15 protein-coding genes are annotated in these 12,557 nt (G+C 62.6%); 7 read left to right on the forward strand and 8 right to left on the reverse strand.

Annotated features, from left to right (window positions below):
- Window positions 1–35: 35 nt before the first annotated feature.
- The 4 genes from O1W68_RS14480 (at window position 36) to O1W68_RS14495 (ending at window position 2,058) form a co-directional block, all read left to right on the forward strand.
- Window positions 36–341, forward strand: a complete 306-nt coding sequence (locus tag O1W68_RS14480) for an ArsR/SmtB family transcription factor (RefSeq protein WP_084346409.1) — start codon at window positions 36–38, stop codon at window positions 339–341.
- Window positions 334–825 carry an SRPBCC family protein gene (locus O1W68_RS14485; protein ID WP_269304640.1) on the forward strand — a complete coding sequence of 164 codons (492 nt, stop codon included), beginning with the start codon at window positions 334–336 and terminating at the stop codon, window positions 823–825. Before O1W68_RS14480 ends, O1W68_RS14485 begins: the two co-directional genes overlap by 8 nt.
- Entirely contained in the window at window positions 822–1,235 is a 414-nt protein-coding gene (locus O1W68_RS14490; RefSeq protein WP_256895551.1) for an NUDIX hydrolase, read from the forward strand. Before O1W68_RS14485 ends, O1W68_RS14490 begins: the two co-directional genes overlap by 4 nt.
- Before the next feature lie 70 nt (window positions 1,236–1,305).
- A complete protein-coding gene (locus O1W68_RS14495; RefSeq protein WP_269304641.1) occupies window positions 1,306–2,058 on the forward strand; it encodes an isocitrate lyase/PEP mutase family protein in 753 nt (250 codons plus the stop codon).
- A gap of 34 nt (window positions 2,059–2,092) precedes the next feature.
- Here the strand turns inward: O1W68_RS14495 and O1W68_RS14500 are convergent, their stop codons facing one another.
- The 7 genes from O1W68_RS14500 to O1W68_RS14530 form a co-directional block, all read right to left on the reverse strand.
- Window positions 2,093–4,231, reverse strand: coding sequence for an AAA family ATPase (locus O1W68_RS14500; RefSeq protein WP_269304642.1), 2,139 nt, complete (start codon window positions 4,229–4,231; stop codon window positions 2,093–2,095).
- On the reverse strand, window positions 4,228–5,085 hold the full coding sequence (pssA, locus tag O1W68_RS14505) for a CDP-diacylglycerol--serine O-phosphatidyltransferase (RefSeq protein ID WP_269304644.1): 858 nt from the start codon (window positions 5,083–5,085) through the stop codon (window positions 4,228–4,230). The genes O1W68_RS14500 and pssA overlap by 4 nt, the downstream gene beginning before the upstream one ends.
- An 11-nt stretch (window positions 5,086–5,096) precedes the next feature.
- Complete coding sequence (locus O1W68_RS14510; protein ID WP_269304646.1) at window positions 5,097–5,813, reverse strand: phosphatidylserine decarboxylase; 717 nt, start codon at window positions 5,811–5,813, stop codon at window positions 5,097–5,099.
- Window positions 5,814–5,913: 100 nt separating this feature from the next.
- Window positions 5,914–6,183: a GlsB/YeaQ/YmgE family stress response membrane protein gene (locus O1W68_RS14515; protein ID WP_136171049.1), complete on the reverse strand. Its 270-nt coding sequence runs from the start codon at window positions 6,181–6,183 to the stop codon at window positions 5,914–5,916.
- A 75-nt stretch (window positions 6,184–6,258) separates the two neighbouring features.
- Complete coding sequence (locus O1W68_RS14520; protein ID WP_269304648.1) at window positions 6,259–6,714, reverse strand: SRPBCC family protein; 456 nt, start codon at window positions 6,712–6,714, stop codon at window positions 6,259–6,261.
- Between the two features lie 144 nt (window positions 6,715–6,858).
- Window positions 6,859–7,704, reverse strand: a complete 846-nt coding sequence (locus tag O1W68_RS14525) for a DUF559 domain-containing protein (RefSeq protein ID WP_269304650.1) — start codon at window positions 7,702–7,704, stop codon at window positions 6,859–6,861.
- 175 nt (window positions 7,705–7,879) lie between these two features.
- Entirely contained in the window at window positions 7,880–8,689 is an 810-nt protein-coding gene (locus O1W68_RS14530) for a DUF1206 domain-containing protein (protein WP_269304651.1), read from the reverse strand.
- 364 nt (window positions 8,690–9,053) lie between these two features.
- Between O1W68_RS14530 and O1W68_RS14535 the strand changes: the two genes are divergently transcribed.
- Complete coding sequence (locus O1W68_RS14535) at window positions 9,054–9,473, forward strand: DUF1801 domain-containing protein (protein ID WP_269304653.1); 420 nt, start codon at window positions 9,054–9,056, stop codon at window positions 9,471–9,473.
- Window positions 9,470–10,144, forward strand: coding sequence for a GOLPH3/VPS74 family protein (locus O1W68_RS14540; RefSeq protein ID WP_269304655.1), 675 nt, complete (start codon window positions 9,470–9,472; stop codon window positions 10,142–10,144). Before O1W68_RS14535 ends, O1W68_RS14540 begins: the two co-directional genes overlap by 4 nt.
- Before the next feature lie 23 nt (window positions 10,145–10,167).
- Here O1W68_RS14540 and O1W68_RS14545 read toward each other — a convergent pair whose 3' ends face one another.
- Window positions 10,168–10,515, reverse strand: coding sequence for a DoxX family protein (locus O1W68_RS14545; RefSeq protein WP_269304656.1), 348 nt, complete (start codon window positions 10,513–10,515; stop codon window positions 10,168–10,170).
- A gap of 371 nt (window positions 10,516–10,886) precedes the next feature.
- Between O1W68_RS14545 and groL the strand changes: the two genes are divergently transcribed.
- A complete protein-coding gene (groL, locus tag O1W68_RS14550; RefSeq protein WP_084346279.1) occupies window positions 10,887–12,512 on the forward strand; it encodes a chaperonin GroEL in 1,626 nt (541 codons plus the stop codon).
- Window positions 12,513–12,557: the final 45 nt, after the last annotated feature.

Here is a 12,557-nt window from a genome sequence, read left to right on the forward strand (position 1 = left end):
CGGACGGTGACGACGATCGGTTGGACAAAGCTTTCATGGCCCTTGCCGATCCAGTTCGGCGCGCAATCGTCGCTCGGCTCAGTGGCGGCCCGCGAACCGTCAACGATCTTGCCGAGCCGTTCGACATCAGTAAGCAAGCCGTCTCGAAGCACATCGCGGTACTGGAGTCAGCCGGGTTGGTCACTCGTTCCCGAGATGCCCAGCGCAGGCCGGTCCATCTCGATGCTGCGCATCTGGAGGAAATGACCGCGTGGATCGACCGGTACCGAACCATTCATGAACAACAATTCCGGCGGCTGGATTCGCTGCTGGCAAACATGAAGGAGGAACCCGATGAGTAATCCCGTCACCATCTCCGTCCCCGAGGGCGTCCCGTTCATCGACATCACCCGCGAGTTCGACGCGCCCGTCGCATCGGTCTTTCGTGCCCACAAGGAACCGGCGCTGATCAGGCAGTGGCTCGGACCGCACGGCTACGACATGCAGATTGAGAAGTACGAATTCGAGTCGGGCGGCAGTTACCGATATGTGCACACCAACCCGGCAGGTGAGAAGTACACCTTCAACGGTGTCTTTCATGTGGTGCGGGAGAACGAGTTCGCCATCCAGACCTTCGAATTCGAGGGCTACCCCGACGTCGTGAGCATCGAATCGATCACCTTCGTCGATCTCGGAAACGGTCGAACGCGCATCGAAGTGCACAGTGTGTATCCGTCGCAGGAAGGGCGCGACGGAATGGTCGAGAGCGGGATGGCACAAGGCGTCGAAGAGGGTTACGAACGTCTCGACAAGATTTTGGCTGGTAATGGTATGGGCAACGCGTGAGTGGAAATGTGATCAGGACTGCTGCGCTGGCGTTCGTGCGGGATCGTCGGATGATTCAGGCCAGGTCGGCAGGAAAGTCGGTGTTCTATATGGCCGGCGGAAAGATCGATCCGGGTGAGAGCGCCGAGGACGCGCTGCATCGGGAAGTTCGCGAGGAACTCGATGCAGCCGTCCTCGACGGTTCGCTGGAGTTGCTCGGAGTCTTCGAGTGTGCCGCCTGGGGGCACCCACAGGGCACCGGCTTGCGGATGAATTGCTTTCTGGCCGAGTTGGCATCGGAACCGGTCGCGACCAGCGAGATTGCGGAGATCCGGTACTTTACCCGCGACGAGTATGCGGCGATGCCCGATGTCGCACCCGGGTCGATGCTGGTCTTCGACCGGATGCGTGAACTCGATCTGATCGACTGAGCGGAGTGTACCCTTCGGGTACGTTGGGGTGAGAACGTACGTTCTCCCGATCGGTATAGGAGCCACACCCATGACGAACCTGTCTCAGAAGGCCACCACACTCCTCGAGCTCCACAAGCCAGGCAGTCCCGTCGTACTCCCGACCGTGTGGGATGCGTGGTCTGCGAACCTTGCCGTCTCGGCCGGGTTCACCGCGCTCACCGTCGGTAGTCATCCCGTGTCCGACTCGCTCGGCAAGCCCGACAACGAAGGAATAACCTTCGAAGAACTCCTCACCCGTGTCTCGCAGATCACCTCTGCAGTGGACGCGCCGCTGTCCGTCGACATCGAAGCGGGCTATGGGCAGGAGCCCAAGCGGCTCATCGACGGTCTCATCTCGGCAGGCGCCGTCGGCCTCAACGTCGAAGACACCGTCCACAGTGAAGGTGGGCGACTCCGTGAAGCACAGGAGCATGCCGATTTCGTCGGCGCGCTACGAGCGGCATCGGACGCAACCGAAGTGCACGTGGTGATCAATGCCCGCACCGACCTGTTCGTCAAACAGGTCGGTGACGAAAACGACCGCGTCGACCGGGCCATCGCACGCCTCGAGCTCGCTGCAGCCGCAGGGGCCGACTCGCTCTACCCCGTCGGATTCCACAACGACGCCGATTACAAGCGTCTCGCATCCGAACTGCCGCTCCCGATCAATGCGATCGCACACCCGGTTGACGGCGACCTGGCGCACTTCGCCGAACTAGGCGTCGGCCGCATCAGCTTCGGGCCACTGTTCCAAGCCTCGCTCGGCAAGCATGCAGAAGGCATCCTCGCGCGCTGGAAGTAAGGCTCCTCGCCGGCGGGATGGACAGGCCATCCCGCTAGCGCGTAGCACTGTAGGCCTTCAAATGCGCAACTTGTGCTGCATCGAGTGAGGGGCGCACCGTCTTTCGGGCAGCCTCGACGTCGGCGGCAGTGACGTCGGCGGCATCCATCGACCGACGCATCGCGGTCAGCGCTGCTTCGCGGAGGAGTGCCGCGCAGTCGGCAGCGGAATAACCGTCGAGCCCCTCCGCCAGCGCGTCGAGATCGACGTCGGCAGCCAGCGGAACCGACTTTCCCGACGCCTTCAGGATGTCCTTGCGGGCATCGGCATCCGGCGGCGGCACGAAGACCAGGCGCTCGAGGCGTCCTGGACGAAGCAGCGCCGGATCGATCAGATCGGGCCGGTTTGTTGCACCCAGCACGACCACATCTCGCAGCGGCTCCACACCGTCCAGTTCGGTCAGCAATGCCGCCACGACGCGATCGCCGACGCCCGAGTCCGAACCCTGACCGCGTCGAGGCGCCAACGCGTCCACCTCGTCCAAGAAGATCAGCGAAGGGGCGGAGTCTCGGGCGCGCTGAAACAGCTCGCGCACAGCCTTTTCCGAGGATCCGACCCACTTGTCCATCAGCTCGGCGCCCTTGACTGCGTGGACGCTGAGTTGACCGGAGCTGGCCAGTGCGCGTACGAGGAAAGTCTTGCCGCATCCGGGTGGCCCGTAGAGCAATACTCCACGTGGGGGATCGATGCCCAGCCGCGCAAAAGAATCGGGATGCTGCAATGGCCACAGCACCGCTTCGGTCAGCGCCTGTTTGGTCTCCACCATGTCCCCGACGTCTTCCAGGGTGATGGTGCCGATTGCCAGTTCCTCTGTGCCCGAGCGTGACAGCGGTCTGATCACCTCGAGTGCGGCGAGCAGGTCGGATTGCATGATGACGGGATCGGTCTTGTTGTCGCTGGCCCGAGATGCTGCACGCAGCGCAGCTTCGCGAACCAGTGCTGCTAGATCGCCGACGACGAAACCTGGTGTCCTTGACGCTATTTCATTCAGTTCGAGGGTGTCTGTCGGGACTTTGCGGAGTAGATGCTCCAGCAGCGCCTTGCGGCCCGCGCTGTCGGGAAGGGTCAGAGTCAACTGGCGATCGCACACATCCTGGGCGCGCACTCGACTGTCCGTGCTCTCGGGATGAGCAGAAGTGGCGACGAACGCGATCCCCTCGGTGGCGACGGCCCGTCGCAGATGGTCGAGGATCAGCGTCGACGCAGGCTCGGCGAGCGAGGGCAGGAGAGCGTCTATATCGGTGACCAGCAGTACCCCGTTGCCTGCCAGGCTGTCGATGGCAGCAGCGACCGCATCCGCTCGGTCGGATGCTTCCAGTGCACCGATCGAAGGGCCGTCGAGTTCGGCGACAGTACGTCCGGAAAGTACGGCGCGCGCCAGCGTCGCCTTCCCGACTCCTGCCGGACCGGTCACGAGAACGCCGAGGTGCGGCGACGCACCCAGCTTGGCGAGCAATTCGGACTCGTCGAGAGCGAGGCGAAGCCATTCGAGCAACTTCGCCTGTTGGACCGACACGCCCACGAGTTCGGCGGGCGGAATCGCCGGGATCACGTCGGAGACCGTCGGTGGTCGGCCCTGCCCCCATCCGACGGCGGAGTTGGGTTGAACGCTCACCGGCCCTCCTGATGGTTCGACGGCGGAGACCGTCAGCAGTTCGGTAGTCCATGCAACACCGAAAGTGCGCGAGAGTGCTTGCGTGGCAGCACTGGAACTGGTTCCCGGTCCTAGATCGCGGGGGAGCAGTGACACCGTGTCGCCGACGGTCACTATCTTGCCCAGCAGCGCCTGGCGGAGGGTCGTGTCGGAGATCGACCCCGTCGCGAGTACCGACCCGGAGAGTCGAACGGACTTCGCCCCGTAGACGGTCACCGGGGCAATTGCTACCGAACCGTCTTCTTTGATTCCGGTGTTGGACAGCGTGACGTCGTCGAGTAGTGCCGTGCCCTGCGGGGTGCCCTCCGGTGCCCGTCCGGCAACCGCTGCGGTCCGACGAGAACCGATGAGTGCTACTGCGTCCCACTCCCGAATGCCGAGTGCCGCGAGTACCTCGGGGTGCAGTCGCACCACGCCGCGGCGTGCATCGGCTGCCGAAGTGTTCAGGCGAGCGGTCAGGACGAGTTCGGGGGTGCTCACCTGGGGCTACGCGGACGCCGAAGGCCCAGGCGGGCGGAGGACCTACGCGCGGTGTTCGGAGCGCGACGAATCGCCCGGCGCTCTGCCCGGCGCTCGGACGGCTTGGCGTCCCACGTGTACGGCCGCGCGGCAACCCATCTCTGGGAGCGAATGGCGAACGGGATGTGCGCGAGGTAGACCAACACGAGCACCATCAGCAGGATCAATGGATAGGTGATCAGTGCAGCAGCGGTCAGCGCCACCAAGATCAGGAGTGCCGCGGCCATCCGCGGAGGCGCCGACACGGTCTTGAGCGCGAGCGTGGGAATCCGGCTCACAGCCAGCGTCGCAGTGAACAGTGTCCATCCGATGACTACGTAGAACGACGCCCACCAGCCGTCACCCCACTCTTCGAATGCCGCAATCGGCACCAGCACGATGAGCGCCCCCGCCGGAGCCGGGACACCGGTGAAGTACTCCGCGGCGTAGGTCGGGGTGTCGTTGTCCAGCAGGGTATTGAAACGTGCGAGCCGCAGAACCATGGCCACTGCATAGGTCAGTGCCACGATCCAGCCGAAGCTACTGCCGTCGAGCAGTGTCACGTACAACACGAGCGCGGGTGCAACACCGAACGAGATCGCGTCGGCCAGCGAGTCCAGTTCGGCACCGATCTTGCTCGTCGCGTCGAGGAGACGCGCGATGCGTCCGTCCAGCGCATCGAGGACCGCTGCCGCTCCGATCATCGCCAAGGCAACGCCCAGCTGATCGCTCAGCGCGAATTTGACTGCGGACAGACCTGCACACAGCGCGAGAATGGTCACGACCGACGGCAGAAGTCGGACTGCCGCAGGTGGTCGTGAACGTCTGGTGATCATCGCCCGGACCCTTACTGGGAAAGCTCGGCGAGCACAGTTTCGGCGCCGACTGCGCGTTGGCCACGCTCGACGAGCAGCTTGGTACCCAGTGGGAAATAGGTGTCCACGCGCGAGCCGAATCGGATCAAACCGTAGGTGTCGCCGATGGTGAGATTGTCGCCGATCTTGGCGTTGTTGATGATGCGTCTTGCGATGAGTCCGGCGATTTGCACGACGCCGATGTCCTGACCTGCAGGGGTGCGGATGTGCATGCTGTTTCGCTCGTTGACCTCGCTTGCTTCGGCCAAATCGGCGGACTTGAACTGACCGCTGCGGTGCACGACCTCGAGCACCTCGCCACCGACAGGAACCCGCTGCACGTGCACGTCCAGGACGGACAGGAAGATGCTGACGCGCGGCACCGGATCGCTACCGAGGCTGAGCTCGGTCGGCGGCACTGCCGTATCGACAAGAGTCACCAACCCGTCCGCCGGAGCGACTACCACGCCGGGGCGGTTCGGTGGAACGCGGCTCGGATGCCGGAAGAACGTGGCGCATGCTCCTGCTGCGGTGAGGCCGGCCAGCCGCACCCACTTGTACCTACGGCCGATGACGGCCACTGCCAGGGGGCCTGCGACGAACGGAAGCCCTGCCGGGTGCAGGGGCGGAACTGTCTCTCGGACCAGGTCGACGACGTGCGCGATCCCAGTTCGGGGCGGTTGACCGATCGGGGTTGGACGGCGTGCCACTTCGCTCCTTATGACTGTTGATATACAAGACCTCGGCACGAGGACTGCCGGGGCCTCACACAGTACGTGGAAGCCCCGGCAGTCGGTAAGCGTGAGTCGATCAGACCTTGCTACGGCCCATGACCAACTTGACGAGGAACAGGAGAATCACCGCGCCGAGCAGGCAGGTGATGAAGCTGAAGATGAGTCCGCCGCCTTCGACGTCGACTCCGAAGACCTTCAGCAGCCAGCCACCGAGAAGTCCGCCGATGATTCCGACGACGATGTTGAGAATGATGCCCATCGAGGCGTCGGTCTTCATAAGCTTGCTGCCGATCCATCCAGCAAGACCGCCGATGATGATCCAGCCGATTATTCCTAGGCCCAACATTTGGTGCCCCCTCTTGATAATTAGCCGTGGATAGTGCTCATCCAGCATTCCCAGGCGAATCACCAATCAAACATGTCAGCCATTTTCGGTTTCCGCTTTGATGCGCTGGAGGGTCTTGTTCATGCCGTCGACCAATTCGATGTCGAATTGATCGCTACCGCCGAGCACGTGCTTGACCAGGAACGACGAAATCGCGGTGGTGCCGCTCGGTGCCTCGCGCTTTTCGACGACAGAGGTGCCGGTCCCGTTCGGGGTCAGGGAATACGACCAGATCGTCTTGTTGTCCAGGACGCGGAAGGCGATCTTCTTGTTCGGTTCGAACTCGATCACCTTGGACCTGGTCGGCCAGACGAGAAGTCCTTTGCGGTTGATGTTGAGTGTGGTGGTGCCGCGTCGAACATTGCCGCCGAAGACCTTCATGAGCTTGCACTGCGGACTCCACTCGCCCATCCGCTGGAGGTCGGAGACTATTTTCCATACCTGCTCAGGGTTGGCGTCGACGTCGATCTGGGCTTCGAGAGTCTTGCTCACATGTACCTCCGTGATGATGAGTGCAACCGGGCGTTACACGCAGTTGGGCAGGATCGTATACCGGGGTGTGGGCATGCTGTTCCGATTCTGCATACACCAGGCGGGATTTCGTTCCGGGAGGGCAGAACTGGAACACCATTCCCATCAATTCCGTGAACGCCGGCGCCGGCGCACCACCCCGGCAATCTGTCGCGCAGTCTTTTCCGGGTTCGCCATCACATCGAACGCCGAAAATCTCAGCACGAGCCAACCGTCGAGGACCAGATCGTTCTGCCGACGCCGATCCTTGCTGAACACCTCGGGCGCGCTGTGGAACTCACGGCCGTCCACCTCGACAACGACCCGTGCGAGTTCGTCGACGAAGTCGCACACGTAGTTGCCAACCCAATGGTTGGTCGCGAGGCGGAGACCGCACGCGATGAGCGCGCGATTCAATACACGCTCGGGCTCCGAGGCGAATCCCGACGCGGCACTGCGAAGCTGAACGGATGCGCGGGAGTTGCCTCGGCGTCTGGGGGTACTTCGGATTTTCGAGGCTATATCTTGCGCATCGATGTCTGTCGCGAGGCGTTCGTCGACGATTCGAGCGACAGCTTCCGGTGTCATCACGGCGATGCAATCGATCAGAGTTCGTTCGCGGGCGACCACTGGGAGTCGCACGACCTCGGTGGTATCGGATGCGGGCAGGTCTCGGCGATACATCCTGAGCCAGCATGGAGTTCGAGCCTTGGATGCCGCGGGCAGCGTCGCTTCGATCATCGAATGCTCGTCCATCCACCCGTAGAGCCATGCTGCCGTTCGGTGACTGAGCAGTGCGTTCGGCTGCCACAGTGTGACGGCGTAGCAGCGCGCGATGGTGGTCGGCTGGTCGGCGCTGTAGATCCCTGGCAGCACACGTTCGTATCTGCGGGTGATAGTGCTGTTGGGTATGCCCGCGGCGAGAAGTTGGCTACGGGTGGCGATTCCGTGGGGATGCACGGCGATGAGCATCGTCGACGCCTGGACGCCTTCGATCGATGCGAGCTGGGGCGACAGAAACCCTGTGGATGAAGGTCAGGATTGTGGACAACCGTGGGCATGGTGTTCCGGTCGCGCTCGAACGAGACGGCATCCCGCCTGGTAGAGGTGCAACTGGACAACCATGCCCATATCGACAGCCGAGTTTTTACATCCGTGCGTACCGTGCGAGCACGAAGGAGTACAGCCCGTACAGCGCGATGCCCACGCCCGCCACGATCAACAACACCTGACCGAACGGCTGTTGGCCGAGGGTCTTCAGCGCGCCGTCCATACCCGTCGCTTTGCTCGGGTCCGAGGTGAAGACCGCAGCTATGACGAGTGCTCCTACGCCGATCAGAGCGATGCCCTTGGCGCAGTAACCCACGATCCCGAGGCGCGCGACGGTCTTGCCGGTGTAGCCCTCGAGGTCGTCGAGGAAATTCTTGGATACGCCCTTGTAGACGTGGTAGCCGCCGACGCCGATGATGACGAGTCCGACGACGACGAGAACGAACTTGCCGAAGCCGTTACCCATCAATTCCGACGTCATGGATGCGTTCTGCTTGCCACTCGACTTTCCGGATCCACTGGCGAACCCGAAGGTCGTCCACGCGAAGACGATGTAGACGACAGCGAGCGCTCCGGCCTTCAGCCGGTCCATCACACTGCCGGAATCGTCGTCGGACTTCTTACCGACGATGGCTTCGACGACCCGCCACAGAGCCAGTGCCACGAAGGCGACGAAGGCAACCCACAGAGCGATGGATCCGCCGGGCTTGTCGCCGAGCTCGGCGAGCGCGCCGGATTGGTCTGCGTTTCCGCCTTGCCCGAACGCCAACCTGATGGCGATGTAGCCGATGAGAATGTGGAGCAGGCCGCTGACGAAATGGCCGGCGCGTGCGGCCTTCTCGAATGCGCCATTGTTCTGTACCGACTCGATGACGTCGGATGCAGATGAATCTCCGGACTTACTCAACTTATGGCCCCGATCAATTTGTGGCTTCCCGTTCCGCTGGACCTTACCCATGGGCGACGGATCCGAAACGCCTCAGCGCGCCTCACGCACAACAGGTAACAAGGGGCGAACACTGGCGATAGAACAAACGAGGAATCAGCCAAATCAGTTCGACGGAGTGATCGATCGTGAACCTTCATTCGATGTTGAGACGTACCAGAGCGGATGTGCCACTGCTCGAGTCTGCCCGGATGAGTGGGCGGCCCCGTAAGTGGCCGAGTGAGCAGTTGGAACGGCTGCTGACGCCACGAGAAATCGACTTGATAAGACGCGGCCAGATCTGACCTTTGCCGAAAGGCCCGCAGACCGATTCCGAGGCGGAGAAATGGCAGAGAACAAGACGGGACCCACAGGTGTCGACGTCCTCGATTGGCTACGAGCCGTCGAGCATCCGGTGCGGCGTGCGGACGGACTTGCACTGCACGAGATGATGTCGCTTGCCACCGGAGTGCCGGCGGTGATGTGGGGCCCGACGATGGTCGGTTTCGGTCAATATCACTATCGGTACGACAGTGGGCGGGAAGGCGACGCACTTGCGGTCGGGTTTTCGCCGCGGAAAGCGTCGTTGGCACTCTACGGACTGACGTATGCGCCGAAGTCGAAAGCGCTGTTGGACAAGCTCGGAAAACACAAGACGGGCGCGGGTTGCCTCTACATAAACAAGCTGTCCGACGTCGACGTCACGGTGCTGCAGGCGATGATTGAAGTGTCGTATCCGTACGTGGTCGGTAATCTCGCCGTATGACGGTGATCGCCGAGGATCTGTTCCTGTTGCTGGTAGACGATGTCACCGGTAAGCCGATCGTCGACAGCACCAAGTTTCCTCGCGTGCTGGCCGGCGCCGTCATTCTGGAATTGGCTGTCGAGGATTGCATTCGCGTCACGTCGAAGGACGAGTCCTTCAAGGTGGGGCGGCTCGAGGTGACGGGCCCAGCGCCGTCCGATCCACTCCTCGCACGTGCGTATGCCTTGATCGGCGAGCGAAACGGACGGTTGAAGCCGCAGCGGGTGATCGAGAAACTTCAGAGGAACTTGATCAAGGAAGTGGGGTCCCGGCTCGCCCAGCAGGGCTTGGTTCTCGAACGTCACGACAAGGTACTCGGACTCTTCCCTACGGTGTCCTGGCCGGCGAGCGAGCTTGCTCGCAAGAACTGGGCGCGTCAGGGGATCGGTAGCGCGATCGTCGATGGCACGACACCCGGCACTGAGATTTCGGCGTTGATTTCGCTGGTTTCGGCCATTGATGCCATACCCAAGGTGTTGCCAGGAGTGGACAGGAAGGCAGCAAAAAAGCGCGCCAAGGAGATTGCCGAGGGCGATTGGGCCAGTTCAGCGGTCCGAAAGGCCGTGGAGGATGTCAATGTCGCGGTCATGGCCGCCGTCATGGTTCCCATCATCGTTTCGTCCGGCTCGTAACGGACCTGCCGGCCACCGACTGCTCACACGGACAGCAGGCGTAAAACCAGCGCAGCAATGGCGACAGCGGCGAGGAATGCAGCGGGACCGAAACCGTTGTCCTTCACTCGGAGGTGAGCGATGACCGCGCCCACGAAGTACAGGATCACTCCGACTGCAGCGGCGACCCCGATGGGCCAGACGAACAGTCCGACGATCAGGCCGATCGCGCCGAGGATTTCGATGTAGGCAAGCCAGGGGATCTTGTCGGCAGGCACACCGACCTGTTCCATGATGGGGATGACCTTTGGGCTCTTGGTCAACTTTCCGACTGCCGAGAAGGTCAGCGATACAGCGAGGAAAATCGATACTGCGACTGTTGCGATGAACATCGGTGCCCAATCTATTGTGTCGCCCGAGTCTCACCGGGCGTCCGTTGTCGAGAACAAGAATAGGGTCGACGGCGGCGTTCGGGGGACAGTTATGAGCATGAAATTCCGTCTCGCGTCGGCGCTGGGCGGGTGCGCGTCGGCTGCGCCCTGAGCGAACGCGGGGCAAGTCGGGCCAGCTGATCGAGCCGGTCGTGCCCGTCGACCTTGCACTCGCCATGGTCGAGTGCTAGAAATGCAGTTGGCACTCTCGATACGTGAGTGCCAGGTCGGGACACGGTGAGGCTGGGGATCAAGGACACCCCTGGTCGTCCGTCGCGGGCACCCAACTCGGCCAGAAATGTGTCACCCCCAATCCGGAGGATCACTTCGTAATGGCCAAGATCATCGCGTTCGACGAAGAGGCACGCCGTGGCCTCGAGCGAGGCCTCAACGCCCTCGCTGACACAGTTAAGGTGACGTTGGGACCCAAGGGTCGCAACGTCGTGCTCGAAAAGAAGTGGGGAGCTCCCACGATCACCAACGATGGTGTCTCCATCGCCAAGGAGATCGAGCTCGAAGATCCCTACGAGAAGATCGGTGCCGAGCTCGTCAAGGAGGTCGCCAAGAAGACTGACGACGTCGCAGGCGACGGCACCACCACCGCCACCGTTCTCGCCCAGGCTCTGGTCCGCGAAGGCCTGCGTAACGTCGCAGCCGGCGCAAACCCGCTCGGCCTGAAGCGCGGCATCGAGAAGGCTGTTGCAGCCGTCACCGAGTCGCTGCTCGCTTCCGCCAAGGAGATCGACACCAAGGAGCAGATCGCTGCTACCGCTGGTATCTCCGCGGGCGACCCAGCCATCGGCGAGCTCATCGCCGAGGCAATGGACAAGGTCGGCAAAGAAGGCGTCATCACGGTCGAGGAGTCCAACACCTTCGGCCTGCAGCTCGAGCTCACCGAGGGCATGCGCTTCGACAAGGGCTACATCTCGGCGTACTTCGCCACTGATGCAGAGCGTCAGGAAGCCGTCCTCGAAGACGCGTACATCTTGCTCGTCAGCTCCAAGATCAGCACCGTCAAGGACCTGCTGCCCCTGCTGGAGAAGGTTATCCAGTCCGGCAAGCCGCTCGTCATCATCGCCGAGGACGTCGAGGGCGAAGCTCTCTCCACTCTCGTGGTGAACAAGATCCGTGGCACCTTCAAGTCCGTGGCCGTCAAGGCTCCCGGATTCGGTGACCGTCGTAAGGCGCAGCTCGCCGACATCGCCATCCTCACCGGTGGCGAGGTCATCAGCGAAGAGGTCGGCCTCTCCTTGGAGACCGCTGGACTCGAACTGCTCGGCCAGGCACGCAAGGTCGTCATCACCAAGGATGAGACCACCATCGTCGAGGGCTCGGGCGATTCCGACGCTATCGCCGGTCGCGTCAGCCAGATCCGTGCCGAGATCGAGAACTCCGATTCCGACTACGACCGCGAGAAGCTGCAGGAACGTCTGGCCAAGCTGGCCGGCGGCGTTGCAGTCATCAAGGCCGGAGCAGCGACCGAGGTCGAGCTCAAGGAGCGCAAGCACCGCATCGAAGATGCTGTGCGTAACGCCAAGGCTGCTGTCGAAGAGGGCATCGTTGCCGGCGGTGGCGTCGCGCTGCTGCAGGCGTCCCCGGCACTCGACTCCCTCAAGCTGGACGGCGACGAGGCAACCGGCGTGAACATCGTTCGCGTCGCCCTCGAAGCACCGCTGAAGCAGATCGCGTTCAACGCAGGCCTCGAGCCTGGCGTCGTCGCTGAGAAGGTCCGCAACTTGCCCGCAGGTCACGGCCTCAACGCCGCGACCAACGAGTACGAGGACCTGCTCGCTGCAGGCATCAACGACCCGGTCAAGGTCACCCGCTCGGCACTGCAGAACGCAGCGTCCATCGCGGCTCTGTTCCTCACCACCGAGGCCGTCGTAGCCGACAAGCCCGAAAAGGCCGGAGCGCCTGCCGGCGATCCGACCGGTGGCATGGGCGGCATGGACTTCTGAGTCCGTTCCTCCCGCTTTACCGCTGAAAAAGCCCGACTCCCTCGT

It is taken from the genome of Rhodococcus sp. H36-A4 (genome assembly GCF_027158005.1).
GTDB lineage: Bacteria > Actinomycetota > Actinomycetes > Mycobacteriales > Mycobacteriaceae > Rhodococcoides.